We start from the raw sequence: 24,951 nt of genomic DNA on the forward strand, positions 1-24,951 counted from the left end.
CGCCCCTCGGGCCGATCTCCCGGACACACGAGGATGTTTGGCCGATTCCTTTCCCGGTCGGGAATCTTCGTGACGCGCCGTTCGTCCTTCTCTGTGGGAAATGGGGGCGGAAGTCGGCCACAGGAGCCGTGTCCCGCACCTGGGCGGCGTAGAACAGCGCAAGCCGGGCAGCCACTGGAGAACCGGGTCTTCGGACACGAGCGAGCGGTCTGCTGGCGGTGGGGAGTGACACGTTGATGGGCACGGCGGAGCGGCGCGAGGCGCCCGAGGAGGGCGCGGCGGCGCAGGTGGCGACGCGGTCGGACGCCGGGGCGTCCGGACCCGGTCCAGTCGCGTCCGGGCACGGGGCGGCCGGAGGTCGCGACGCCGCGGCGATCACGCGCGAGGACCGCGACGGTGCTGCGGCGCGGAAGACCGGAGGGAAAACCGGCGAATCCGGCGGGCTCGCCGGAAAGGCCTCCTACCGGCCGCTGTGGGTCGAGGAGCCGGCCCGACGGCGCCGGTTGCCGGACCCGGTGCGGACGGCGGCCGTGCGGGCGGTGCTCATCACCGCGGTGACGCTGATCCAGGCCATGGTGGCCCTCCTGTGCACGCTGGCCGGTTCCTGGCTGGCGTTCCCCATGGTCATCAGCAGTGTCGTCAGTACGATCCTGGCGACCTGGGGAGTCCTGGACGTCTGGGTGACCCGCCAGGTCTGGAATCAGCGCAACGGCGTGGTGTCCGCGCCCAGCAGCACCGCTCGGGCCCTGCGGCGGGAGCGGCGCCGCGCCCGCCGTCAGCAGCGGTCCGCGCAGCGGGCGCAGGCTCGAATACGCCGGCGTGGCGGAGCCGGGCAGCTGTCGCACCCCTGACGGCGCTCCCAGCGGCACACAGGCTCTCGGTAGGCTGAGGTCGCGTATGTCGCGCCCGCGGGCGCTGTGCGCACCATTCCCCGGGCGGGTGGCCGGCGTGGCGAGGGCGGCCGGCATCGGCCCGCACCGGGCCGACAGATGGTGAGAGCCGAGCCATGACCGGCGAGCGGAAAGAGCCCGGGGGGAACGGGAGGAGCACGACGAGTGCCGTGCGGTCGGTGGACCGTGCGGTGAGCGTGCTGGAGATCCTGGCGCGGCACGGCGAGGCGGGTGTCACGGAGATCGCCGGCGAACTGGGCGTGCACAAGTCCACGGCCTTCCGGCTGCTCGGTGTCCTGGAGAACCGCGGGCTGGTGTCCCAGACGAAGGACCGCGGCAAGTACCACCTGGGCGCGGGTGTGCTGCGCCTCGCGGGGGCGGCTGCCGTGCGGCTGGACATCTCGCAGGAGGGCGTGCCGGTGTGCCGGGAGCTCGCCGACGAGCTCGGCGAGACGGTGAACATAGCGGTGCCGGACGACGACGCCGCCGTCAACATCATGCAGGCCCGGGGCACGGCGTCGGTCACCGCGCAGAACTGGCTCGGCAGGCGCACCCCGCTGCACGCCACCGCCGGCGGCAAGGTGTTCCTGGCCCACCTGCCACCCGCCGTTCGTGAGGGCCACCTCGCGCGCCCGCTGCGCCGGTTCACGGAGCGGACGATCACCACGGCACGGGAGCTGCGCGGTGAGCTGGAGACGGCGGTCGGGCACGGGTACGCCACCACGTTCGAGGAACTGGAGCTGGGGCTCGCGGCCGTCGCCGCGCCGGTCCGCTCGCACGACGGCACGGTGATCGCGGCGATCAGTGTCTCGGGACCGGTGTACCGGCTGCGTGCGGACCGGCTGCCCGAGTTGGGCAGCCGGACGGCGACGGCGGCGGCCGAGCTGTCCCGGCGCATGGGTTACGGCTTCTGAGCCGCACCCCGGGGCATCCGATCAGCCGCCCACCGTCGTCGCGGGCCGCTTGAACATACGGGTCGCCGTGATCTCGCTGTGCGCCTCCTCGGCCGGATCCTGCTGGGGAAGTCCCGGCCGGAGGTGTTCCTCCACGCTGATGTACTTCAGGCCGGCCCTCAGGTCGGCGTCGTTCCGCAACCGGATGACCAGCGGGAACTCCGCGAGAGCCGTCGTGTCGAACAGACCGGTGGTGTACAGGAGCTGGACTCCGAGCGCGTCGGCGACCGCGCGCTGGAGCTCCAGGAGGTAGGTGGCGTTGGCGCGGCCGATGGGGTTGTCCAGGAACAATGTGCCGGCGTGGCGGTGCTTGTCCCGGCCGCGGTCGTTGGAGCGCAGCGCGGCCATCGTGCAGTACAGGGCGATGGCCGCGGTGAGCAGCTGGCCGCCGGAGAACACGTCGCCCATCTGGCCGACCGGTACGCGTTCGGCGCGCAGTACCGCGTCGGGCTTGAGGATCTCGACGGCGACGCCCTTCGGCTGGAGGGCGGCGCCGACCCCGCGCAGCAGCAGGGACATGCCGTCGCGCCGCATGTCGGAGTTCTTCTTGACGGCCGCCCGGGTCGCCTCGTCGACGACCTCGCCGAGCCTCTCGGTGAGGGTGGCCTGGTCGGGTTCCTCGAAGCGGATGCGCAGGAACTCCTGTCCGGACCACTCGCCGAGGCCTTCCGGCAGCCGGGACAGCCGCTGGGCGGAGCGGAGGGTGGCGAGGGAGGACTCGACCAGGCCCCGCAGCCGGTCCACGATCGAGTCGCGGTTGCGCTCCAGCTGCTCCAGCTCGTCGGTGAGGACCCGCAGCCGGGGTGCGAAGGCGTCCGCCCACTTCTGGGCGTGCTCGGGCAGCGCGGAGGCGGGCAGTTCGCGGATCTGCTGGCGCGCGGGGGTGCGGACCTGTTCGTAGCGCGTGGAGTTGGCGTGCCGGACGAGGACGTCGCTCGCCTCGCGCACGGCGGACTCGGCGGCGGACAGGTCTGCGGCGCAACCCCGCAGCGAGCGGCGGGACTCGGAGGCGGACTGCCGGGCCTCGTCCAGACCGCCCGGGTAGGCCTCGGGCTGCTCCTGCTCCTCCTCGAGGGCGTGTTCGCGCAGCAGGTCCCGGAGCATGGCGGCGATCTCGTCGAATCCGCCGGCCGCGTCCTCGGCGGCGCGGTGCGCGTCGAGGAGTTCGGCGTGGGCCCCCCGGGCCTGGCTCAAGGCCTCGCTGCGGGAAGCGAGTTCGGTGGTGGCGGTGCGCAGGAGGACCTGTGCGTGCTCGGCGTCGCGCGGCACCAGCTCCTCGGGGAGCTCGGTGTGCGCCTCGCCGTCCTCGGGCGCGAGCCGCTCGGCCTCGCCGCGCAGCCGTCCGAGCTGCTCGCTCGCGCTGGACATGCGGGTCTCCAGGAGCTGTACCAGCTCCTCGGCCCGGGCGGCGGCGGCCTGCCGGCTGGGCCCGTCGGAGCCGTCGGGCGACTGGAGCAGCTGCTCGGCGCGGGTGCGGACCTTGTTGCTGAGTCGGTCCAGTTCGGCTCGGGCGGCGCTCTCGTCGCTCTCCGCGCGGGCCTGTTCGGCGCGCAGATCGGCGCCGACACCGACTTTCTCGTAGACCTGGGACGCGGCGCGGTAGGCCTCGCGCAGGGCGGGCAGGGACGACCGCGGTGCTCCGGTGCCGTCCTCGGGGACGTCGTCGGGGGCGCCCGCGATCTCGGAGCGCTCGGCGCGCAGCGCACGTGCGGTGCGCCGGGCGTCGTCGGCGGCCCGCTGGGCGCCGCGCCGGTCCTCGTCGGCGGCGCGCGCCCGTTCCAGGCAGGTCTGGGCGCGGGCTTCCGCCTCGGTCGCGTCGTCGGCGAGTTCACGCAGCTTGACCTGCCAGCCGGCCCGTTCACGCAGCCGGAAGGCGAGTCCGGCGAGGGCGTCGGCCGCGCGCCGGGCCTTCTGCGCGACTTCCTGCCGCTCGTCACGGACGCCGACGGCCTCGGCGGCGGCCTCCTCGGCCTCCGCCCTCACGGTGCGCGCCTCGGCCAGCTCCGCCTCGGACTCCTCGGCGAACGCCCGCGCCTCGTGAGCCGTACCGGCCAGCTCGGTGAGCCGCCCGGCGGGGCAGCCGGTGCGCCAGGAGACGAGCCGCGCGAGCAGTTCGCGGTCCTTGGCGAGCCGGGCGGCGAGGGCGCGGATCTCCTCGTCCCGCTCGGTCGCCCGGGCGCGCAGCGCCTGCCGTTCCTCGTCGGCGGCGTATTCGTCGTGCATGGCCGGGTTCGGCGGTACGAGGAAGACGTCCCCGGTGTCCGCGTCCGGTGCGGGGGTGGGGGCGAGCAGGGCGGCGGCGGTGCCGACGGCGACGGCGGACCGGGGCAGCAGGGCGGCGTCGCTCAGTGCCTCGCGGGCGCGGACGTGGGAGTCCGGGTCGGTGATGATGACGCCGTCGACCAGCTCGGGACGGGCGGCCAGCACGCGCGCGTGGTCGGCCGGGTCGACGGCCTGGGCGAGGTAGCGCCACCCCGGGAGTGCCGGGATGCCGTGCTCTCCGAGGAACTCGACCGTCGCCAGCACGTCCGGGCCGGGCGGCAGCAGCCCGCCGTCGCCGAGGGCGCCGAGGATGCGGGCGTCGTCCGCGGCGGCGGTCCGCAGGTCGAACAGCTGCCGTTCGGCGGAGGAGACGGCGTCGTCGAGCAGTTCCCGCAGCTCGTCGGCGAAGCGGTCGAGTTCCTCGGCGGTCAGGACGCCCCCGTCGAGGGAGGGGCCGACGTCGGAACGATCCGTGGCCCGGTCGGCGTCCGTGCGCCGGCCCGGCGCACCGGTCCGCCGCCCGCCGGGAGCTCCCGGCAGACTCAGCAGTTCCGCCAGCCGCTGTTCGGCGGCGAGGGCCTCGGCCGTGCGGCGCTCGCTCTCGTGGGCGCGCTCGGCCGCTATGGCCGCGTCCGCCGCGCGGGCCGCGGTGAGCTCCGCGCGGCTCTCGGCGGCGGCCGCCTCCCGCGCGTGCTCGGTGGCCCGGCGGGCCGCCTCGCGGGCGGTGTCCCAGGCGGCGACCGCCGTCTTCTCGGCGTCACTGGCCGCGAGGGCGGCCCTGGCGGGGTCGGCGTCCGGAGCGCTGTCGTCGAGCCAGCCGGCCCGCACGGCCTCGGCGGTCTCCTGCTCGACCTCGGTGAGCCGCTGCCGCAGGTGCCCGACCTCGCTGCGGGCCCGCTGCGCCTCGGTGGCCGCGGCGGTGGAGTCGCGGTAGGCGCCGTCGCTGACCTCCTGGAGGGCGGCGGACCGCTCCTCCTCCTCGTTGGCGAGGTCCTCGGCGTTCTGCGCCGCCGCGTGCAGGGCGCGCACCAGATCGACGGCGGCCTTGGCGCGTGCGGCCAGCGCGGGGGCCGCGTCCCGCTCGGCCTCCTGGATCGCGGCGGACACACGGGTGACGCGGTCGGCCGCGGCGCGGTGCCGCAGCACGGCCTCGGCGGCCTGCCAGGCCGAGTACAGGGTGCGCGCGTCGGCGAGTTCGCGTTTCTGGGCGGCGGCGGCCTTCTCGGCGGCGGCGAGCGCCAGGGAGGCGTGCCGGTAGGCGAGTTCGGCGGAGATCAGCGCGCTGTGCTCGCGTGCCGACTCGGCGTGGGTGACGGCGTACGCGGCGGTGGTGACCCGCCCGGCCAGGTCGGCCGCGCGGACGCGTTCCTGGGCGCCGCGCGCGGAGAGCCTGCGGGCCAGGGTGCGGGTGCGGCGCTCGGCGGCGGTGTGGATCTCCCGCGCTCGGGTGCGGGCCCCGGCGGCCTCGACGATCCGGCCCAGCAGGTCGACGGACCCGGCGGTGAAGTCCCGTTCGGCGATCAGCTCGGCGCGCCGGCCCAGCTTGTTGCCGAACCCGCTGACCAGATCGGCGAGTCCGTCGGTGTCCCGGGTGTCGGTGACGGCGCGCAGCAGCAGGTCGGTGAAGTCGGAGTCCTTCTTGACCGCGAAGAGGCCGGCGGCCTCACCCTCGTCGGCGTTCATCTCCCGCTGGTAGCGGAAGAGCTCGGGGTCGAGTCCCAGCTCGCCGAGGTGTTCGGTCCAGCGCTCGTGGATCTCCTCCCAGTGTGCTTCCAGGTGCGGGTAGTTCTTGCCGGCCTCCGTGAAGGCGTCCCGGAAGCCCTTCATGGTGCGGCGCCGTCCCCGCGCGCCCGACTGGCCCTCGACGGGCGGCCGTACGGCCGTGGACTCGGCGACGGGGAGGTTGTCCAGGCCGAGACCGGGGCCGGGCCGGAAGGAGTACCAGGCCTCGGCGAACTTCCTCGGGTCGTTGGAGACCTGACGGCCCCGCCACTCGCTGACCTTGCCGACGACCACGCACTCGCCGGTCTGCACGTGCTGCCACTCCAGCGCCACGTGGCCGCAGTCGTCGGCGAGCAGGAACTTGCGCAGCACACCGGAGCTGGCGCCGCCGAGGGTGTTGCGGTGGCCCGGGAGCATCACGGAGAAGATCAGCTTCAGCAGGACCGACTTGCCGCCGCCGTTCTCCAGGAAGAGCACCCCGGCGGGGGCGGGCCGGCGCGGCGGGCCGACGGGCTCCTCCTCGAAGAACTCCGCCTGCGTCGGCGCGGGGTCCGGCACGACCCCGCCCACACCGCGCAGGTCGAGCACGGTGTCGGCGTAGCGCGCACCGGCCGGCCCGATGGAGTAGAGGCGGACCCGGGACAGCTCGTACATGGCGGACTCTCGTGAGGCTTCGTGAGACGGGGGTCAGGCGGAGTGGAACGGCAGGCCGGCGTCGGCGACCAGTTCCAGGTCGTCGCCGTCCTCGGGCGGCAGCAGGGTGGGCGTGCCGTCGGTGACCGGGACGACGCCCAGTTCCAGCAGTTCGGCCATGGCGGCGGCGCCCGCCATGTCGCGGACCTGGAGCTGGTAGCGGGCGGTGGTGCGGTACGTGCCGCCGTTGTCGTCGCCGGTGCGCTGCAGGAAGCCGGATTCGGTGAGGAAACCGACGGCCTTGGCGACGATGCCGGTGGTCGATCCCGCGAGCCGGCGTGCGTCCTTGGTGGCGCCGGTCGAGCTGCGTCTGGCCCAGATCCGCCAGGCGGCCTCCAGACCGGGGGCGTCACTGGCCGGGTCGGTGTTCTCGCCCTGCTCCGCGGCCCGCTCCTCCAGCCGGTGGCAGGCCTGGCGGACGAAGGCGTCGACGCCGTTGACCGTGACGCGCCCGATGTAGCCGTCGTCGGCGAGGTCCTCGGGGCGGGGGAAGGCCATGGCGGCGACGGCGAGGTGGGCGAGTCCGTGCAGGAACCGGTCGCCGCCGTCCGCGGAGGTGCGGCGCGCGTAGTCGCCCATGCGGACGGCGAAGACGGAGTCCTCGGCGGCGGTGACGGCCATGCCGGCGCGCGGGGACACCTCCAGCACGATCAGTCCGAGGCCGGTGGCCACGGCGTCGGCGAGCCGTGCGAACGGGGGGTCCTCGCGGTAGCGGCGCAGCAGGTCGGCGTACTCCTGGTCACGGGCGGGCTGGAGCTTGGGCTGGAGGCCGAAGGCGACGAGCCGCGCGGCGTCGGCGGCGTCGGCGGGGGTGACGGCGGCGCTCGCCGGTGCGGCCGCGGCCTCCGGCTCGCTCCACTCGACGTGCTCGGTCACGGTCGGGACTCCTTGCTCTGGGACACCTCGGTACGGACTGCTTCCTCCGTCATGCCGCCTCCGACCGGTCCGCGGCCATCCCCGCCGCGTCCAGCAGGGCCGTGCCGACGATGAGGTCGGCGCCGCCGAACTCGGGATCGTCGAGGTCGGTTCCGTCGTCCACGGCGAACAGCAGCTTCCGCTCACCCTGGCGGTAGGCGGTGCCGACCGGAGGGCTCGCGGCGTGGATGGCCAGCAGGGCGACCAGGTAGGGCAGTTCGGGGTCCCGGCGGCGGGCGTCGGCGAGCAGTCCGGACAGCCGGCGCGGTGCGTCGGCCGGCAGGTCCAGCAGCTCCGTGGCAGCCGCCAGCTGCTCCTCGCTGAAGCGGCTGTCGTCGGGCGTGGCGATCAGGTCGGGCTCGGGCATCTCGGCGCCGAGGTGTTCCCGTTCCACGGGTGGTGTCAGCAGGATCTCGACGAGATCGGCGACCCGGACGGAGACCGGGGTGCGCAGGCCGGTGCCGTGGGCGAAGAAGGCGTCGGTGACCCGGGCCGCCCGCTCCACGGGCAGCGGCAGCAGGGGCGCGAGGAGGTGGCCGTAGAGGTCGGTGCCCGAGGCCGACGTGGGGGTGGCGAAGGCCTGCCGGTCCTGTTCGGCGCGGAACAGCGGGCCGGCCTCCAGCAGCCGGGACTGCAGCTGGGTGTGGCGCCGGATGCAGTCCTTGACGATGTCCACCAGCTCGGCCGCCCGGCGCTTGTGCTCGAGGTCCTCGGACTCGTCGCGGGCCTTGCGGATGTTGGTGAGGATCGCGTTCTCGTGGCGGTAGCGGTCCGCCACGTGGTCGAGGGCCTCGGCGATCATGTCGGGCACGGCGCTCAGCCAGTCCACCGCGCGGACGTTGCGGCGGGTGGCGTCCAGGGCCCGGCGCAGGGTCTCGGAGTACTGCACGGTCCGGTAGCGGGCCTGCTCGGCGGCGAGCTGGGCGTCGGCGAGCCGGCCGCGGCTGATCAGCACCTCCAGCTTGACCTCGGCGGCGATCTGCGCGCTGGTGACATCGGTGTCCAGGGCGCCGACCAGGACGTTGACCGCCTCGTCGGTGGTCCGCAGGTACACCGTGCCGCCGGGGCCGGGGACCTCCTCGATCAGCTTGAAGTCGTAGTCACGGCGCACATAGGTGCCGTCCGCCCCGAACACGCCGTACACCGCGCGGAAGCCGCGGTCGACGCTGCCGACGTTGATCAGGTTCTCCAGGACCCAGCGGGCCACCCGCTCGTGCTCGGCGGCGGGGCGGTGCGGGGCCTGGGCGGCGATGCGCGGGACGAGCCGGGTGATGATCTGGTCGTGGTCCGCGCCCGTGTCGAAGTCCATGTTCAGGGTGACGAGGTCGATGCCCGCGAGGGCGATCTCCGCCATGCCGTACACCGAGTACTCGCCGGCGAGGTTGGCCTTGCGCGCGTCGAGGTCGTGCAGCGGCGCGGTGCACGCGAGCGCGCGCAGCCGCCGCGCCAGCCCTTCGTCGGCGGCCGGGCCCGGCGCGGGCCGCGGCCCCGCGCTGAGCTGGGGCGGAACGCTGTCCGTCGATGCAGGCGAAGTCACGGTGCACAGACTAGGTCCTCGGTCTGACAACAGCCCAAACGACCGGGTTGCGTCCCGGCGCGACGGTCGTCACACCGTCGGCCGGCCGTCCTGTCCGTCCTCGCCGACGCGCCGCCGGTACACCTCGACGACCCGTTCCAGCGAGACCTCGAGGTAGTCCGCCAGCAGCACCTCGGCCTTGTCGCGGTCCCCCTCCCGCAAGGCCTGAAGGATTCCGGCATTCCGGGCGATGTACGGTTCGTGCAGCCGCTGCGGCTCGTCCACGATGTGGAAGGCGAGCCGCAGTTCGGCGAAGACGCCGCGCATCAGCTCGTCCGTGCGCTCGCTGGCGGCGAGCGCCACCAGTTCCCGGTGGAAGTGGATATTGGCCGTGCCCACGCCTTTCCAGTCACCTTCACGCGCCGCCGTACGCCCCTGTTCCACCACCCCGGCGAGCGCGTCGAGCGCGTAGGGCGGGTCACCGAGCCCGCGCACGACGGCGCACTCGACGAGCCGGCGGGTGCGGTAGATGTCCTCGACGTCCTCGACGGTCAGCACCCGGACGAACACACCCCGGTTCAGCTCGTGGACGAGCAGCCGTTCGTGCGTGAGCAGCCGGAACGCCTCGCGCAGCGTGTTGCGGGAGACGCCGAGCGCGCCGCCGATGCCGTCCTCCGACAGCCGCGTCCCGGGCGGGAAGTAGCCCTCGGCGATGCGGCTCCTGAGGATGTCCGCGACCCGCTCGGCGGTGCTGGTCCGGCCCAACAGGGCGCGGTCGTCGGCCAGTCCGCTCAGTTGCTCTCCCATGCCGGAATTCAATCGCACACGGAAGGACGGGACAACACGGGTATTGAAGGATCGTTCAACGATCCTCTACCTTGCTGGGCAGGCACGGCTCACCCCTTCCCGCACCCTCCGTCCTCTCCTGCGAGGTGCCCATGAGCACGCCCCCTCCACCGCGGTCCCTGACCTGCTCCCCACGCCCCGATCCGGCCGAACACGCCCCTGCCGAAGGGGCGTTCGGCTGGCTGCACGCACTGGGACCACGCGGCCGCCGCGCCTTCGGCGGCGCGTTCGGCGGCTATGCCCTGGACGCGTACGACTACTTCACGCTGCCGCTGACGATGGTCGCGCTGTCGGCGTACTTCGGTCTGAACAGCGGCCAGACCGGCCTGCTCACGACCGTCACCCTGGTGGTCTCCGCGGTCGGCGGCGCCCTCGCCGGCGTACTGGCGGACCGCGTCGGCCGGGTCAGGGCGCTGCTGCTGACCGTGATCACGTACGCGGTGTTCACCGTGGCCTGCGGCTTCGCGCCCACCTACGAGACGCTGCTGGTGTTCCGCGCGCTGCAGGGCCTCGGCTTCGGCGGTGAGTGGGCGGTCGGCGCGATCCTGGTCGCCGAGTACGCGAGCGCCCGGCACCGGGGCCGCACCCTCGGCGCGGTCCAGAGTTCCTGGGCCGTGGGCTGGGCGCTGGCCGTGATCGTGTACACGATGATCTTCTCGCTGGCCGACGACGACCTGGCCTGGCGCGTGATGTTCTGGACCGGTGCGCTGCCGGCGCTGCTCGTGGTGTGGGTGCGGCGCAGTGTGCGGGACGCGCCCGAGGCGGCGGCCGCGCGGGAGAAGAGCGCGCGGAGGGGATCCTTCACGGCGATCTTCCGGAGGGGCCGGCCGGGGTCGCCGGGCCTGCTGCGCACCACGCTCTTCGCCGTGCTGCTCTCCACCGGCGTCCAGGGCGGCTACTACACCCTCGCCACCTGGGTGCCGACCTATCTGAAGACGGAGCGCGACCTGTCGGTCGTCGGCACCGGCGGCTATCTGACGTTCCTGATCTCGGGTGCCTTCGCCGGCTATCTGACCGGCGGCCACCTCACCGACCGGCTGGGCCGCCGGCGCAACATCTGGTTGTTCGCGCTGCTGTCCGCGATCTGCGTCCTGGCGTACACGAACATCCCGAGCGGTGCCGACACCGCGGTCCTCGTGCTCGGTTTCCCGCTCGGATTCTGCATGTCGGCGATCTTCAGCGGCTTCGGCTCCTACCTGAGCGAGCTGTACCCGACGGCGGTGCGCGGTACGGGACAGGGTTTCACGTACAACGCCGGACGCGCCGTGGGCGCCGTCTTCCCCACGACGGTCGGCTTCCTCGCCGACGGCTGGGGCGTGGGCGGGGCGCTGGTCTTCGGCGCGATCGGCTACGGCATCGCGGCGCTGGCGCTGCTGGGGCTGCCGGAGACGCGCGGGAAGGAACTGGAGTGACCCACACCGACGACCGCCCCGTGGCGCTGGCCGACGAGCGCGCGCACGCGTGGAGCCCTCGTGCGGCGCGCGCCCGCTTCCGGGAGGGCCTGGCGGGTCCCACGGCCGGTGTGGCCGCGGGGCGCACGCAGGCCAATCTGATCTCGGTGCCCGCCGACTGGGCGTACGACATGCTGCTGTTCTGCCAGCGCAACCCCAAGCCCTGTCCGGTCCTGGACGTCACCGACGCCGGGTCCACGACCACCGTCCTCGCCGCGGACGCGGACCTGCGCACCGATCTGCCGCGCTACCGCGTGTGGGAGCACGGCGAGCTGGTGGACGAGCCGACGGACGTGCGGGCGCACTGGCGCGGTGATCTGGTGTCGTTCCTGATCGGCTGCAGCTTCACGTTCGAGTGGGCGCTGACGGCGGCGGGCGTTCCGGTCCGGCACGTCGAGCAGGGCCGCAACGTTCCGATGTACGTGACGAGTTGGCAGTGCCGTCCGGCGGGACGGCTGCGCGGGCCGATGGTGGTGTCCATGCGGCCGGTGCCGCCGGAGCACCTCTCCGCGGCGATCCGGGAGAGCAGTCTGCTGCCGGCGGTGCACGGCGGGCCCGTGCACTGCGGCGACCCCTCCGGACTGGGCGTCGACGACCTCGGCCGCCCGGACTTCGGCGACCCGGTGGACCTCGAGCCGGACGACATCCCGGTGTTCTGGGCCTGCGGGGTGACCCCGCAGGCCGCGGTCACGGCCTCCCGTCCGCCGTTCGCCATCACCCACGCACCGGGACAGATGTTCCTCAGCGACGCCCGCGACGAGCAGTTCCGCGTGGCCTGACCGACCTGTGCGGCACGAGGCAGGAGAAACGAAGGACCCATGACGTCGATCGATCTGAACGCCGACCTCGGCGAGGGGTTCGGCCGCTGGCGGCTCACCGACGACGAGCGGCTGCTGTCCGTGGTGACCAGCGCCAACGTGGCGTGCGGTTTCCACGCCGGGGACGCGTCCACCATGCGCCGGGTGTGCGAGCTCGCGGCCGGGCGCGGGGTGCGGATCGGCGCCCAGGTCTCCTACCGGGACCTGGCCGGGTTCGGGCGGCGTGCGATGGACGTGCCGCCCGCCGAACTGGCGGCCGAGGTCGCCTACCAGATCGGCGCCCTGGAGGTGTTCGCCCGCGCGGCGGGCTCCCGCGTGGCGTACGTCAAACCGCACGGGGCCCTGTACAACCGGGTGGTGCGCGACGAGGAGCAGGCCGGCGCGGTCGTCGACGGGGTGCTCCTGGCGGACGCCACGCTGCCCGTGCTCGGCCTGCCCGGCTCCCGGCTGCTGGAACTGGCCGGGAAGGCGGGTCTGCCGGTGGTCACGGAGGCGTTCGCCGACCGGGCGTACACCGACGGGGGCACGCTGGTGCCACGCCGTCAGGAGGGCGCCGTAATCACCGACCCGCAGTCGGTGGTGGCCCGCTCGGTGGACCTGGCCCGCCACGGGGAGGTCGACGCGCGCTCGGGACGGCGCATCGAGGTACGGGCGCGTTCCCTGTGCCTGCACGGTGACACGCCCGGCGCGGTGGACCTGGCGCGACGGGTGCGTGACGCACTGGAGGCGTCCGGGGTCCGGGTGGAGGCCTTCGTATGAGGGTGCTGCCCGTCGGCGAGGACGCCCTGCTCCTCGAGGTCTCCTCGGGCGAGGAGGCCCAGGCGCTCCACGCGGAGCTGCTGCGGCGCCGCGCGGAGGGCTCGTTGCCGGTCCGCGAGATCGTCCCGGCGGCGCGCACGGTGCTGCTCGACGGCCTGTCCGATCCGTCCCGGCCGGCCGCCGAGCTGGCCTCCCTCGCGCTGCCGCCCGCGCCCCCGCAGGCGCGGGAGACGGTCGAGATCCCGGTGCGCTACGACGGTCCGGACCTCGCGGACGTCGCCGCGCACTGGGGCATCTGCGTGCGGGAGGCCGCCCGGGTGCACGCGGACACCGAGTTCCGCGTCGCCTTCTGCGGGTTCGCGCCCGGCTTCGGCTACCTCACCGGTCTGCCCGCGCGCTACGACGTGCCCCGCCGGACCACTCCGCGCACCGCTGTCCCGGCCGGCTCGGTGGCGCTGGCGGGTCCCTACACCGGTGTGTACCCGCGGTCCTCGCCGGGCGGCTGGCAGCTGATCGGTACGACCGACCTCGTGCTGTGGGACCACGCGCGCGTGCCCGCGGCGCTGCTCTCCCCCGGCACGCGTGTGCGCTTCGTCCCGGTGGCCGCGACGGGGCCCGCCGGATGACGGACCGTGCGCTCGCCGTCGTACGCGCGGGAGCCCTCACCACCGTGCAGGACCGGGGGCGCCCGGGACACGCCCACCTCGGTGTGCCCCGCTCCGGGGCGCTGGACGGGCCCGCGGCGGCGCTCGCCAACCGGCTGGCCGGCAACCCGCCGGACGCGGCCGTCCTGGAGACGACCCTCGACGGCTGCTCCCTGCGGCCCCGTTCGACGGTCACCGTGGCGGTCACCGGGGCGCCCTGCCCGGTCACCGTGGACGGCCGGCCGGCCGCCTGGGGCGCGCCGGTACGCGTGCGCGCCGGATCCGTACTGGACGTCGGCGCGGCGGTCCGCGGCGTACGCGCCTATGTGGCCGTCTCCGGGGGGATCGCCGTCGAGCCGGTGCTCGGCAGTCGTTCCACGGACCTGCTCTCCGGTCTCGGCCCGGCCCCCCTCACGGACGGCGCCGTGCTCCCCCTCGGCCCTCCGCGGGAGGGCCGCGCGCGCGTGGACGTGGCCCCGCAGCCGGCGCCCCCGGAGGAGCTCGTGCTGCGGGTGACGCCGGGTCCGCGCGACGACTGGTTCACCCCGGACGCCGTACGGCTCCTCACGTCCCGCGCGTACCACGTGTCGCCGGCGAGCAACCGCATCGGACTGCGCACCACCGGGCCGGCCCTGGAGCGGGCCCGGCGGGACGAACTCCCCAGCGAGGGCATGGTGCTGGGCGCGGTCCAGGTGCCGCCCGACGGCACGCCGGTGGTGTTCCTGGCCGACCATCCGACCACCGGGGGCTACCCGGTGATCGCGGTCGTCCACCCCGTCGACCTCCCGGCCGCCGCGCAGGCACGCCCCGGAACGCCGGTCCGCTTCGTCGCCGTGCGCCGTCGGCGCCTGTCCGGCGGATGACGCCCGGGCCGTGGGGCCGAGGACGCGCCGGTGAGCGGCGTCGGCTCGCGGCGCCCGCCGAGCGGGTGAGCGGGGCCGGTACGCGGGCGGCGGCGTGGGGCGTCGACGCCCCGTGGCCCTCCCCCCGCGGGTGGGCGGACGCGGCCACGCCGGCGTGGACCTCTCCCTGCGGGGGAAGCGTCGTGAGCGCCGCCTCCCTCACCCGCGCGGGTCGGGCGGCGTCCACGCACACCTGCCCCGCGGGCCGTCCGCGGTTCGCACCGCCCGCGGGGAAGAGGGTCACACGGCGGGCTCCTCGGGGCCGATCCGGCTGCGCACGGCGGTCTGCACCTCGGCCTCCTCGGCCGGGTCGGCGGCGAGCCGGCGCAGACGCTCGACGACCCGGGTGTCCCCGGTCTCGGCGTGCCGGGCGGCGATCTCGCGGGTGGACTCCTCGCAGTCCCACAGGCACTCGACGGCGAACCCGGTGCCGTAGGAGGGGTCGGTCGCCGCGAGAGCGCGGGCGGCGCGGCCCCGCAGGTGGGACGAGGCGGTCTCGCGGTAGATGTGGCGGAGCACGGGGGCGGCGCAGGCGATGCCGAGGCGTCCGGCGCCGTCGACGAGGGTCCACAGGGTGGGTGCGTCGGGGCCTTCGCCCCGTACCGCCTCCCGCAGCGCCGCGAGGACCGGGTCACGGTCCTGGAGCCCGCCCCGGCAGGCGAGGACCCGGCCGGCGGCGGCGCCGAGCGGGTCGGGCCGGCGGGCCCAGCCGCGCGCCCGGTCGACGGCGGCCAGACTGCGCATGCGTTCGAATGCGTCGACGGCGGCCTCCACGACGGCCGTCGAGCCGGTGGCCACGGCGCCCTCGATCAGGCCGAGGGCGTCGGGATCGTCGCTGTCGGCGAGGTAGCGCAGGGCGGCGCACCGGGCTCCCTCGGCGCCGTCCTGGGCGGCCCGGACGATCTCGGGCCGGTCCTCGGGGCCCGCCACGGCGGCGAGACAGCGGGCGGCCGGGACATGGAGCGCGGCGCCGCGCTCGACGCCTTGCTGGGCCCACTCGAACACCGCCCGCACGCTCCAGCCGGGACGGGGCCCGGTGGGGCGCATCTGCCGCTGCCAGCGGTCGAAGGAGCCGGCCTCCTGGGCGGCGCGCACGCGCGTGGCGACGGACTCGCGGGGGTCGTCGGCCCACAAGCGCCAGGGCCGTGGTTCGAAGGCGTCACGGACGGTGGCGGCGAGCTCCGCCGCGCCCTCGGCGTCGGTGGCGAACCGCGCGAGGACCGGGGCGGCCAGGGCGCGCAGGCCCGCGTCGTCGTCCCGGAGGGCGAGCTCGTCCAGGGCCCAGGCCCAGTTGGCGCCGTGGGCGGCGTACCTGCGCAACAGGTCGAGGGCGTCCCGCCTGCCGTAGGAGGCGAGGTGTCCGAGGACCGCGAGGGCGAGTCCGGTACGGGACTCGTCGGTGTCGAGAACGTCCTCGGGGTCGAAGAGATGGGCCTCGACCGCGTCCAGTTCGCCGTGCAGATCGAGGTAGAGGCGGGCGTAGTAGAGGGAGCGGTTCTCCACCTGCCAGTCGTGGCGCGGGTCGTGCAGCACACAGTGGTTCAGCGCCGCGAGCGCTTCGGGCCGCGGGGCGGTGAGCGCGTGCAGCGTGCCGTCGCCGCGGCCCCGCTGGAGCAGGCCGAGCAGCGTACCGCTGGGCGCTATGACCGGATCGAACATGGGAAACAGCCTCACATCAAGCGTCGACGCAACCGGGGACGTGCGTTACCTGGCCGCGTGACAACACGTCGGGGCGCCCGCCGTTTCCTGCTTGCTGTAGACCATCTCTCTCTGCCTCTCGTCGGTGGCCCATGCGGACCGCATCACGGCCCGCGCGGTGCGGCAACACCTGCCCAGCCATCGCGTCCGTGAATCACGTCGTCATGATGACCCGGCGGTCACATCTACCGCGACCGAAATTTCGGCGGCCCTGTACCGCCTCCCCCGTTTTCCGTGTCGTCGCTGGTCAGAGCGTGTCGCTCAGCGCTCGCCGAACAGCTCGAGCAGTTCCGTGCGGGCGAACATCCGGGCCGTGTCGACGGCCGAGGGGGTGCCCGCGGTCGGGTCCGCGCCACCCTTCAGGAGGGCCCGGATCACCTCGGCCTCCCCCTTGAAGACCGCTCCCGCGAGTGGTGTCTGGCCCCGGTCGTTGACGCGGTCGGCGTCGGCGCCGCGCTCCAGCAGCGCGCGCACCGCCGCGGCGTGACCGTGGTACGCGGCGAGCATCACGAGGGAGTCGCCCCGGTCGTTGGTGAGGTCGGCCGGCACGCCCGCGTCGACGTAGGCCACGAGCTCCTCGGTCCGGCCCCGCCGGGCCAGGTCGAAGATCTTGGTCGCCAGCTCCACGACCTCGGGGTCGGGGGCTTCAGTCATCGCCGGACCGCCTCTCAACTGCACGCGCTTCACGCATCGGGGACAGGACGTACGTCTGCGAGCGGTGCAGAGCCGTACGGGTGAATCGCCAGGGTACTGGCTCGCCGGGCACATGAGCCGTCGCGCCCGAGGCAATGATCACGGCAGATCCATCCGGGTTAAACGCGGAGAATCGACCCAGTTGCACCTTTTATCGTATAGATACATTCTGTGAGTCTGGACGCACTCATGGTGACTGTCCCCGCGAACCAGGAGAACTCACATGATCATCTCTATCTCATGCGTGGTGCTGCTCGGCGTCGTCGTCTTCATCTTCTTCCGCAAGGACGGACTGAAGGCGTCGCACGCCCTGGTGGCGATGCTCTTCGGCTTCTATCTGGCCAGCACGGCCATCGCACCCAGCATCAAGGCGGGCGGCGAGAGCCTGGCCGGCCTCCTGGGCGGATTCAAATTCTGATCCGCCCGACACCACGCACCGCCCGTCCGTACGCACCCTCTGGAGACAGCAGTGGCCCGGCGCCCTCTCCCCCACATCCTGAGCAACGGCGGCGCACAGCTCGCCCGAAGCCGGGAGCTGGCCAGAACGGCGGCCGACAGCGCCACGGACATCCTCCACCCGCTGATCACCATCGCGCGCGGTCTGCGCCGGCTGGCTTCGGCCGGGCGGCGCAGGTGGGCGGAGACGCCCAAGGACCGGCGCGGCGCGCTGCTCTTCCTGGTGGCCTCGGTCCTGCTGGCCGTGGCGCTCGCGCCGTACGGCCCGCTGCTCGCCGTCGTCACCCTGATGGCGGCGGCGGCCTGGCAGGGCCGGGACCGCGCCCCGTCGGCACCCGCCGGGCCCGACACGTCACAGGTCCAGCGCCTCAAGTCGCTCTACGAGGCCCTGGTGCCGTACTTCTCCGCCGCCGAGGACCCCGAACCGCTCTACGCCCACGGCGGCGACTGGGGAAAGGTCTTCTCCGCGTACGAGTTCGACCCCACCGGCCGGATCACGCACCTGGAGATCGGCTACCCCGCCTACTTCACCGACGGCGAGCCGGAGTCGAGGGCGCGGATCGAGCACCTGCTCGGCGCGAAGTCGGGGCGCGGCCGCGAATACCACTTCGCGTGGGACGAGGAGGCCAACCAGCTCACGGTCCGCGTCCTCGCGCCCCTGCCCACCGACATCGCCGCCCAGCCCTTCGTCACGGCCCCCGGCGAGACGGTGCTCGGCTTCACCGACCCCACCGGGGTGCAGCGGACGCTGCCGCTCACCCGTGGCGGCCACGGCGAGGAGCGGCGCGACGTCCCGCCCGTCGTCTGGCGCACCGGCATCCGCTCCACCGAGCCCCATCTGCTCGCGGCCGGACAGCCGGGCAGCGGCACCTCGACGCTGCTGCGCTCCATCGCCCTGCAGGCCCTCCACCACGGCGACGTGGTGATCGTCGACGGGGGCGGCACCGGCGAATACGCCTGCCTGACCGGCCGGGACGGCGTGCTCGCCGTGGAGTGCGGGCTGACCGGGGCGCTGACGAGCCTGGAGTGGGCCGCGCACGAGACGGAGCGCCGGCTGATCGCGGCCAACCGCGCGCATCAGGCGGGCGGCCCGCCGCCCGAGGACACCAGGCGTCCCCTGTGGCTGCTGCTGGACCGGCCGAGCACGTTCACGCACCTGGCCGCCGCGGACGGCCGCGAGGATCCCCAGTCGCTGCTCCAGGTCCCGCTGCGGCACGGCCGCCCGGCGAACGTCACCGTGGTCGTCGCCGAGCAGCTCGACGGCCTGGAGGGCCTCAGCGATCCGGTACGGCAGCACACACGCGCGCGCGTCGTCCTCGGGCCCGCGACGGCGGAGCAGCTGAGGGCCGTACTGGGGGCGCCGCCGCACACCACACCGCTCGACCAGGTCCCGCCGGGGCGCGGCTACGCCCGGCTGGGCTCGGGACCGGTCCACCGTCTCCAGGTTCCGGCGACGCCGGACCCGTACGACGACGCGACCAGCGAGGCGGAACGGGAGGCGGTGCTCGATCTGCTGCCGCCCCGGACGACGCCTGCGGACGAGGAGCCGGAACGGCTGCGGGCCGGTGTGGCGGAGGCCGTGCGCCTCGACAAGGTGACGGCGGAGAAGGTGGCGGCCGGCGCCGAGGGGCCGGCAAAGGCGCCCTCCGAAGCCGTCAGCGCCGAGGCAGCGGTGGCGGAGCCCACCGCGTAGCCGACCGCCGGTGCCCACAGGCCCCGCCGCTGGAGCGGCGCGCTGTGGCGCGTGCCACCGCGCCCGCCCTCCCCCATCGCGCCCGGGAGGGCACCTCCCGGAGCCCTGATGCGCTGGGGAGGCACGACTGCCCGCGGTGGGAGCGGCACCGGTGCGGCCTGGACGCGCATCCGGCCGCGTCAGCCCTCCGCGGTCGCACTCCTCTCCCCGACTAGGCCACGAACGTGCGGGGGGTCTCCGTGCCGGACGTGCCGCCCGTTTCGACGATGCGGGCCGCCGCCGCGAGGCGTGCCGCCGCCTCCTCGGCGACGGCGCCGCCCACCGTGAAGGGCAGCCGCACGTAGCCCTCGAACGCCCCGTCGACTCCGAAACGGGGGCCGGACGGTACGCGTACGCCGACCCGTTCGCCCGCCTCGGCGAGCCGGGAGCCGGAGAGGCCGCCGGTGCGCACCCACAGCGTGAGGCCGCCACGCGGCACCTCGAACTCCCAGTCGGGCAGCTCCCGCCGCACCGCGGTCACCAGCTCGTCCCGGTTCTGCCGGGCCTGGGCACGCCGTACCTCCACCGCCCGTTCCCAGCCGCCGGCGCCGAACAGCCAGTTCACGGCCAGCTGTTCCAGCACGGGCGTGCCCAGGTCGGCGTACGCGCGTGCGGCGACGAGGCTGCGGATGACGTCGGGTGCCGCGCGCACCCAGCCGATGCGCATCCCGGCCCAGAAGGCCTTGCTCGCCGAGCCGACCGTGATCACCGTGGATCCGGCCGGGTCGAAGGCGCACACCGGGCGCGGCATCTCCACGTCCGCGTCGAGCCACAGCTCGCTCATCGTCTCGTCGGCCACCAGCACCGTGCCCGCGGAACGCGCCGCGTCCACCAGCCGGCGTCGCTGCTCCTCGTCGGCGAGCGCGCCGGTCGGGTTGTGGAAGTCGGCGACGACGTACGCGATACGGGGCGCCGCATCGCGCAGCACCTGGCGCCAGCGGTCCAGGTCCCAGCCGGTCAGCCCTTCGGCCATGGCGACGGGGACGAGCCGGGCGCCGGCCTCCCGCATCAGCTGGAGGATGTTGGCGTAGGACGGCGACTCGACGGCGATGCGCTCGCCGCGCCCCCCGAAGAGGTGGCAGATGGCGTCGATGGCGCCCATGGCGCCGGTCGTCACCATGATCTGCTCGGGCATGGTCGGGATGCCCCGCGCGGTGTAGCGGTCCGCGATCATCGAGCGCAGCGCGGGCAGCCCGGCGGGATAGTCGCCGTGGGTGTGCGCGTACGGCGGAAGTTCCTCCAGCGCGCCCTGGACGGCCCGGGTGAGCCAGGGCTCGGGCGCGGGCAGTGCGGCGCAGCCGAGGTCGATCATCGAGCCGAGGGCCTCGGGCGGCAGCGGTTCCAGTCCCCGCGCGGGCACCGGGTTGCCCGCCGGGACCGCGGTCCAGCTGCCCGCGCCGCGCCGTGACTCCAGGAACCCCTCGGTGCGCAGCGCCTCGTAGGCGGCGGCGACGGTGGTACGGCTGACGGAGAGGGCGAGGGCCAGCTCCCGCTCGGCGGGCAGTCGCGCGGCCACCGGCACGCGCCCCTCCAGCACCAGCAGGCGGACGCCGTCGGCGAGCGCGCGGTAGGCGGGCGGGCGGCGGGTCCCGGGACCGGCCGGACGGTCCTGCTGGGAGTTGAGCAGCCGGGCGAGCTGCGCCGCCCCCACCGCCGAGGTCCACTTCGCCATGACAATCAGTCCACCTTTCCCGGATTGGCCATGGATGACATCCTCCACCAAGCCACAGGGTGTCATGCGTCGGTCCACTTCCACCACAGGGGGCATGTTTTGGCCAGGTACTCGTCCCGGCACGGGCATCTCGCACGGCGACTGATCCAGCTGTACGCGGGTCTGGCGCTGTACGGCGCGAGCTCGGCGCTGCTGGTGCGGTCGGGGCTCGGTCTCGAACCGTGGAACGTGCTGCACCAGGGCCTGTCCGAGCGGACGGGGCTGTCGATGGGCGTGGTGCTGACCCTCGTGGGCGCGGCGGTGCTGCTGCTGTGGATCCCGCTGCGCCAGCGGCCGGGACTGGGCACCGTCTCCAACGTGCTGGTGATCGGCGCGGCGATGGACGCGACCCTGGCCGTGGTGCCCGACGCGCACGCCGTGGCCGTACGCGTACCGCTGATGGCGGCGGGCATCGTGCTCAACGGCGCGGCGACCGGGCTGTACATCGCGGCGCGCTTCGGCCCGGGCCCGCGCGACGGGCTGATGACGGGGCTGCACCGGAGGACCGGGGTGTCGGTCCGTCTGGTCCGCACGGCCATCGAGATCACGGTCGTCGTCACCGGCTTCGTCCTCGGCGGCACGGTGGGCGTCGGCACCTTGCTGTACGCGGTGACGATCGGTCCGCTCGCCCAGCTGTTCCTGCGCGTCTTCGCCGTCCCCCCGGCATCCGGCGGCAGCACGGTCGTCGCCGCCGGTCCACCACGGCGCGCGATACTGCGTCGGTGACCCCGCGGATACGCCACCCCTACCTCGACCATCCCGGTCCGATCGCCTTCGCCCACCGGGGCGGGGCGGCGGACGGCCTGGAGAACACCGTCCGGCAGTTCCGGCGCGCCGTCGAGGCGGGCTACCGGTACATCGAGACCGACGTCCACGCCACGCGCGACGGCCGGCTCGTCGCCTTCCACGACGCGACGCTCGACCGGGTGACGGACGGCGCGGGCCGGATCGCCGACCTGCCGTGGCGGGACGTGGCGCAGGCGCGCGTGGCGGGCGGGGAACCGATCCCCCTGCTCGAGGAACTCCTGGAGACCTTCCCCGAGGTGCGCTGGAACGTGGACGTGAAGGCCGAACCGGCCCTCCTGCCGTTCCTGGACCTGCTCGGGCGCACCGACTCCTGGGACCGGATCTGCCTCGGCTCGTTCTCCGAGGCCCGTGTGGTGCACGCCCAGCGGCTGGCCGGTCCGCGGCTGGCCACCTCCCACGGCACCCGGGGCGTGTTGAACCTGCGGCTGCGGTCCTGGGGACTGCCGGCCGCGGTGCGCCGGTCGGCCGTCGCCGCCCAGGTCCCCGAACAGCAGTCGGGCATCCAGGTCGTCGACCACCGGTTCGTACGGGCCGCCCACGCGCACGGCATGCAGGTGCACGTGTGGACGGTCAACGAGGCCGAGCGGATGCACCGGCTCCTGGACCTCGGAGTGGATGGCATCATGACCGATCACATCGGCACACTGCGCAAGGTCATGGAGGACCGGGGCATCTGGGTCTGAACCCCCGCGCCCGGCCGCCTCCGCGCGTTCACGGGGAAGCGAGGGCACGGGTGGGCACCGACACCGTGCGGCCACCGGCGCCGGACGAGGCCGCCGGCCGGCGGCGCGAGCAGCGCGGCTGGTACTTCTACGACTGGGCGTGCTCCGTGTACTCCACGAGCGTGCTCACCGTGTTCCTCGGCCCCTACCTGACGTCGGTCGCCGAGGCGGCGGCGGACGCGGACGGGTTCGTCCACCCGCTGGGCGTACCGGTGCGCGCGGGATCCTTCTTCGCCTACTCGGTCTCCCTGTCGGTGATCCTGGCCGTGCTGGTGATGCCGCTGGTGGGCGCCGCCGCCGACCGCACCGGACGCAAGAAGCCGCTGCTCGCGGCCGCCGCCTACACCGGCGCCGCGGCCACCGCGGGCATGTTCTTCCTGGGCGGCGAGCGCTATCTGCTCGGCGGCGTGCTGCTGGTGGTGGCGAACGCGGCGCAGTCGGTCGCGATGATGCTCTACAACTCCTACCTCCCGCAGATCGCCCCGCCCGAGGAACGCGACGCGGTCTCCTCGCGCGGGTGGGCCTTCGGATACGCGGCCGGCTCCCTGGTCCTCGTCGCGAACCTCGTCCTCTACACCGGCCACGACGACTTCGGCGTCTCCGAGGGCATGGCGGTGCGCATCTGCCTGGCGTCGGCCGGTCTGTGGTGGGGCGCCTTCGCGCTGGTGCCGCTGCGCCGGCTGCGCGACCGCCGCGCTCCCGCGCGGGAGGCGGCCCTGCCGGGCTTCCGGCAGTTGGCGGCCACCGTCCGCGACATGCGCCGGCACCCGCTGACGCTGGCGTTCCTGCTGGCGTACCTGGTCTACAACGACGGCATCCAGACGGTGATCACCCAGGCCTCGGTGTACGGCTCGCGGGAACTGGGGCTCGGACAGTCGACGCTCATCGTGGCCGTGCTGCTGGTCCAGGTGCTGGCGGTGGCGGGCGCACTGGCACTGGGCAGGCTGGCCCGGCGGTACGGCGCGAAGCGCGCGATCCTCGGCTCCCTGGTCGCCTGGACCCTGACGCTGGCCGCCGGGTACTTCCTGCCCGCCGGCGCCCCCGCGTGGTTCTTCGTCCTGGCGGCCGGTATCGGCCTGGTCCTCGGTGGCACCCAGGCGCTGTCCCGCTCGCTCTTCTCCCATCTCGTACCCCCCGGCAAGGAGGCCGAGTACTTCTCGGCGTACGAGGTGAGCGACCGCGGGACGAGTTGGCTCGGACCGCTGCTGTTCGGCCTCACCTACCAGCTGACGGGCAGCTACCGGGACGCGATCATCTCCCTGGTGGGCTTCTTCGTCCTGGGCTTCGTGCTGCTCGCGCGGGTTCCGGTGCGGCGGGCGATCACCGAAGCGGGCAACCCGGTTCCCGAACGGATTTAGCGTTGGGCGCGAAAGGGCTGTAGTGTACGCGTTTGGCCTGCCAGGCGTACCGTTACTGCGCGTCAAAGATGCCGAACGCTGAGTCATATCTCCTTATGGGTGTGACAAACCGGACGTCGGGGGGTACTGCACTGGTTGACAAGGCTGCGGCTACGACGGCGACGCATGACCCGGATCGGGGCTCCGGACGGGAATCTTTACCGCCGCCCGGACGTTGACCGGATGACGACGACAGCGACACCTGTCCTGTGGGCGACAAGCCCGGGAGGCACGATTCATGAGTGAGCGAGCTCTTCGCGGCACGCGCCTCGTGGTGACCAGCTACGAGACGGACCGCGGCATCGACCTGGCCCCGCGCCAGGCCGTGGAGTACGCATGCGAGAAGGGGCACCGCTTCGAGATGCCCTTCTCGGTCGAGGCGGAGATCCCGCCGGAGTGGGAGTGCAAGGTCTGCGGTGCCCAGGCACTCCTGGTGGACGGCGACGGCCCCGAGGAGAAGAAGGCCAAGCCCGCGCGTACGCATTGGGACATGCTGATGGAGCGGCGCACCCGAGAGGAGCTCGAAGAGGTCCTCGAGGAGCGTCTCGCCGTTCTGCGCTCCGGTGCGATGAACATCGCGGTCCACCCCAGGGACAGCCGAAAGTCGGCTTGATCCCTCCGGGGGCCTGGCGGAGCACCACACGCGCAGCGGTACAGGACCGCGGGCGCCGTACATCATGTACGGCGCCCGCGGTCCTGTCTGCTGGGGGCACTCCGGCCGCCCTCAGCGGGAGAGCGGCGGGCGCGGTCCCCGCGAGGTGCGCTCCGAAGGGCTCCCGGACTCGTCCCGGATGACCTCGCCCTGGACGACCTTGCCGTCGGGCCGGTGGATACGGGCCTGTTGGAAGGCGTCCCCGAGGGAGCCTCCCGCGGCTTCACGGAGCTTGCGGTCGAAGGCGCGCTCGGCGTAACGGCTCACGGCCTTCTGCACCGGCGGCACCAGCAGGAGCAGTCCCACCGCGTCCGAGATCACGCCGGGGATGATCAGCAGCAGGCCGCCCAGCATCGTCAGGCCGTTGCCCTCGCTGTTCGGCCGGGCTTCGGACAGCACCCCGCCCTGCTGCTGTTGCAGCGTCTCGGTCAGGTTCTTGAAGGCCCGCCGGCCGGCCCGCTTGATGACGACCGAACCGAGGACGAGGCCGGCCACCAGGACCAGGAAGACCACCAGCCCGTTCGACGCACCGGCGACCATGGTGAGCAGCCAGATCTCCAGCACGAGCCATGCGGCGACGCCCAGCGGCAGGAAGGTGCGCAGCCGGGAGCGCCGGGGCCGGGCGGGATACGGGGTCTGAGCGCCAGTCGTCATGCCTCCAGTGTGCCTGGGACCGGCTCAGCACGGGATAAGCGGGATCGCCGTGGGGACG

At 74.0% G+C, this 24,951-nt stretch carries 21 protein-coding genes; 13 read left to right on the forward strand and 8 right to left on the reverse strand.

The genetic code is table 11. The features are described from left to right. The first annotated feature begins 236 nt into the window (after positions 1-236). Positions 237-851 carry a hypothetical protein gene (locus ADK41_RS37290; RefSeq protein ID WP_030832605.1) on the forward strand — a complete coding sequence of 205 codons (615 nt, stop codon included), beginning with the start codon at positions 237-239 and terminating at the stop codon, positions 849-851. Positions 852-1,060: 209 nt separating this feature from the next. Further along, a complete protein-coding gene (locus tag ADK41_RS37295) occupies positions 1,061-1,804 on the forward strand; it encodes an IclR family transcriptional regulator (protein ID WP_030832608.1) in 744 nt (247 codons plus the stop codon). Positions 1,805-1,825: 21 nt separating this feature from the next. On the opposite strand, the gene ADK41_RS37300 is transcribed toward ADK41_RS37295, so the two are convergent. The 4 genes from ADK41_RS37300 to ADK41_RS37315 form a co-directional block, all read right to left on the reverse strand. Beyond that, the gene (locus tag ADK41_RS37300; protein ID WP_030832613.1) at positions 1,826-6,481 is read right to left on the reverse strand and encodes a hypothetical protein; all 4,656 of its coding nucleotides are present in this window, start codon (positions 6,479-6,481) and stop codon (positions 1,826-1,828) included. A gap of 33 nt (positions 6,482-6,514) precedes the next feature. Further along, the gene (locus tag ADK41_RS37305; protein WP_030832616.1) at positions 6,515-7,396 is read right to left on the reverse strand and encodes a hypothetical protein; all 882 of its coding nucleotides are present in this window, start codon (positions 7,394-7,396) and stop codon (positions 6,515-6,517) included. A 49-nt stretch (positions 7,397-7,445) separates the two neighbouring features. Further along, entirely contained in the window at positions 7,446-8,972 is a 1,527-nt protein-coding gene (locus ADK41_RS37310; RefSeq protein ID WP_030832618.1) for a hypothetical protein, read from the reverse strand. A 69-nt stretch (positions 8,973-9,041) separates the two neighbouring features. Then, on the reverse strand, positions 9,042-9,758 hold the full coding sequence (locus tag ADK41_RS37315; protein WP_030832622.1) for a GntR family transcriptional regulator: 717 nt from the start codon (positions 9,756-9,758) through the stop codon (positions 9,042-9,044). Between the two features lie 131 nt (positions 9,759-9,889). Here ADK41_RS37315 and ADK41_RS37320 point away from each other — a divergent pair, with 131 nt between their 5' ends. Genes ADK41_RS37320 through ADK41_RS37340 form a run of 5 tightly spaced genes read left to right on the forward strand, consistent with a single transcriptional unit; the run spans position 9,890 to position 14,332 of the window. After that, entirely contained in the window at positions 9,890-11,209 is a 1,320-nt protein-coding gene (locus tag ADK41_RS37320; RefSeq protein ID WP_030832625.1) for an MFS transporter, read from the forward strand. Then, a complete protein-coding gene (locus tag ADK41_RS37325) occupies positions 11,206-12,027 on the forward strand; it encodes a putative hydro-lyase (protein ID WP_030832629.1) in 822 nt (273 codons plus the stop codon). The genes ADK41_RS37320 and ADK41_RS37325 overlap by 4 nt, the downstream gene beginning before the upstream one ends. 39 nt (positions 12,028-12,066) lie before the next feature. Then, a complete protein-coding gene (locus tag ADK41_RS37330) occupies positions 12,067-12,825 on the forward strand; it encodes a LamB/YcsF family protein (protein WP_030832632.1) in 759 nt (252 codons plus the stop codon). Then, on the forward strand, positions 12,822-13,451 hold the full coding sequence (locus tag ADK41_RS37335; protein ID WP_030832637.1) for a 5-oxoprolinase subunit B family protein: 630 nt from the start codon (positions 12,822-12,824) through the stop codon (positions 13,449-13,451). The genes ADK41_RS37330 and ADK41_RS37335 overlap by 4 nt, the downstream gene beginning before the upstream one ends. Continuing rightward, a complete protein-coding gene (locus tag ADK41_RS37340) occupies positions 13,448-14,332 on the forward strand; it encodes a biotin-dependent carboxyltransferase family protein (RefSeq protein ID WP_030832639.1) in 885 nt (294 codons plus the stop codon). The genes ADK41_RS37335 and ADK41_RS37340 overlap by 4 nt, the downstream gene beginning before the upstream one ends. Positions 14,333-14,611: 279 nt before the next feature. Here the strand turns inward: ADK41_RS37340 and ADK41_RS37345 are convergent, their stop codons facing one another. Next, on the reverse strand, positions 14,612-16,030 hold the full coding sequence (locus ADK41_RS37345) for a hypothetical protein (protein ID WP_030832641.1): 1,419 nt from the start codon (positions 16,028-16,030) through the stop codon (positions 14,612-14,614). Positions 16,031-16,330: 300 nt separating this feature from the next. Then, a complete protein-coding gene (locus ADK41_RS37350) occupies positions 16,331-16,723 on the reverse strand; it encodes an ankyrin repeat domain-containing protein (protein ID WP_030832643.1) in 393 nt (130 codons plus the stop codon). A 262-nt stretch (positions 16,724-16,985) separates the two neighbouring features. Here ADK41_RS37350 and ADK41_RS37355 point away from each other — a divergent pair, with 262 nt between their 5' ends. Together ADK41_RS37355 and ADK41_RS37360 are read left to right on the forward strand one after the other, a co-directional pair. Next, complete coding sequence (locus ADK41_RS37355; RefSeq protein ID WP_030832645.1) at positions 16,986-17,180, forward strand: hypothetical protein; 195 nt, start codon at positions 16,986-16,988, stop codon at positions 17,178-17,180. Positions 17,181-17,231: 51 nt separating this feature from the next. Further along, entirely contained in the window at positions 17,232-18,911 is a 1,680-nt protein-coding gene (locus ADK41_RS37360) for a membrane protein (protein WP_030832648.1), read from the forward strand. Between the two features lie 211 nt (positions 18,912-19,122). Here ADK41_RS37360 and ADK41_RS37365 read toward each other — a convergent pair whose 3' ends face one another. Further along, positions 19,123-20,622, reverse strand: coding sequence for a PLP-dependent aminotransferase family protein (locus ADK41_RS37365; protein ID WP_030832651.1), 1,500 nt, complete (start codon positions 20,620-20,622; stop codon positions 19,123-19,125). A gap of 30 nt (positions 20,623-20,652) precedes the next feature. On the opposite strand from ADK41_RS37365, the gene ADK41_RS37370 reads away from it, so the two are divergent. The 4 genes from ADK41_RS37370 (at position 20,653) to ADK41_RS37385 (ending at position 24,200) form a co-directional block, all read left to right on the forward strand. Beyond that, on the forward strand, positions 20,653-21,387 hold the full coding sequence (locus ADK41_RS37370) for a YczE/YyaS/YitT family protein (RefSeq protein ID WP_380954704.1): 735 nt from the start codon (positions 20,653-20,655) through the stop codon (positions 21,385-21,387). Further along, a complete protein-coding gene (locus ADK41_RS37375) occupies positions 21,384-22,151 on the forward strand; it encodes a glycerophosphodiester phosphodiesterase (RefSeq protein WP_030832657.1) in 768 nt (255 codons plus the stop codon). Before ADK41_RS37370 ends, ADK41_RS37375 begins: the two co-directional genes overlap by 4 nt. Before the next feature lie 50 nt (positions 22,152-22,201). After that, a complete protein-coding gene (locus ADK41_RS37380) occupies positions 22,202-23,548 on the forward strand; it encodes an MFS transporter (RefSeq protein ID WP_030832660.1) in 1,347 nt (448 codons plus the stop codon). A 277-nt stretch (positions 23,549-23,825) separates the two neighbouring features. After that, complete coding sequence (locus ADK41_RS37385; protein ID WP_003977404.1) at positions 23,826-24,200, forward strand: RNA polymerase-binding protein RbpA; 375 nt, start codon at positions 23,826-23,828, stop codon at positions 24,198-24,200. A 111-nt stretch (positions 24,201-24,311) separates the two neighbouring features. Here the strand turns inward: ADK41_RS37385 and fxsA are convergent, their stop codons facing one another. Next, entirely contained in the window at positions 24,312-24,893 is a 582-nt protein-coding gene (gene fxsA / locus ADK41_RS37390; protein WP_030832664.1) for an FxsA family membrane protein, read from the reverse strand. Positions 24,894-24,951: the final 58 nt, after the last annotated feature.

The sequence above is a fragment of the Streptomyces caelestis genome, assembly GCF_001279005.1.
Classification (GTDB): Bacteria; Actinomycetota; Actinomycetes; order Streptomycetales; family Streptomycetaceae; genus Streptomyces; species Streptomyces heliomycini.

What these genes read in the sequence shown, in the direction of transcription:
- ADK41_RS37290 (WP_030832605.1), top strand. Translation starts at nt 237, where the DNA reads ATGGGCACGGCGGAGCGGCGCGAGGCGCCCGAGGAGGGCGCGGCGGCG.
- ADK41_RS37300 (WP_030832613.1), bottom strand. Translation starts at nt 6,481, where the DNA reads ATGTACGAGCTGTCCCGGGTCCGCCTCTACTCCATCGGGCCGGCCGGT.
- ADK41_RS37315 (WP_030832622.1), bottom strand. Translation starts at nt 9,758, where the DNA reads ATGGGAGAGCAACTGAGCGGACTGGCCGACGACCGCGCCCTGTTGGGC.
- ADK41_RS37320 (WP_030832625.1), top strand. Translation starts at nt 9,890, where the DNA reads ATGAGCACGCCCCCTCCACCGCGGTCCCTGACCTGCTCCCCACGCCCC.
- ADK41_RS37330 (WP_030832632.1), top strand. Translation starts at nt 12,067, where the DNA reads ATGACGTCGATCGATCTGAACGCCGACCTCGGCGAGGGGTTCGGCCGC.
- ADK41_RS37335 (WP_030832637.1), top strand. Translation starts at nt 12,822, where the DNA reads ATGAGGGTGCTGCCCGTCGGCGAGGACGCCCTGCTCCTCGAGGTCTCC.
- ADK41_RS37340 (WP_030832639.1), top strand. Translation starts at nt 13,448, where the DNA reads ATGACGGACCGTGCGCTCGCCGTCGTACGCGCGGGAGCCCTCACCACC.
- ADK41_RS37345 (WP_030832641.1), bottom strand. Translation starts at nt 16,030, where the DNA reads ATGTTCGATCCGGTCATAGCGCCCAGCGGTACGCTGCTCGGCCTGCTC.
- ADK41_RS37350 (WP_030832643.1), bottom strand. Translation starts at nt 16,723, where the DNA reads ATGACTGAAGCCCCCGACCCCGAGGTCGTGGAGCTGGCGACCAAGATC.
- ADK41_RS37355 (WP_030832645.1), top strand. Translation starts at nt 16,986, where the DNA reads ATGATCATCTCTATCTCATGCGTGGTGCTGCTCGGCGTCGTCGTCTTC.
- ADK41_RS37365 (WP_030832651.1), bottom strand. Translation starts at nt 20,622, where the DNA reads ATGGCGAAGTGGACCTCGGCGGTGGGGGCGGCGCAGCTCGCCCGGCTG.
- ADK41_RS37370 (WP_380954704.1), top strand. Translation starts at nt 20,653, where the DNA reads ATGGATGACATCCTCCACCAAGCCACAGGGTGTCATGCGTCGGTCCAC.
- ADK41_RS37385 (WP_003977404.1), top strand. Translation starts at nt 23,826, where the DNA reads ATGAGTGAGCGAGCTCTTCGCGGCACGCGCCTCGTGGTGACCAGCTAC.
- fxsA (WP_030832664.1), bottom strand. Translation starts at nt 24,893, where the DNA reads ATGACGACTGGCGCTCAGACCCCGTATCCCGCCCGGCCCCGGCGCTCC.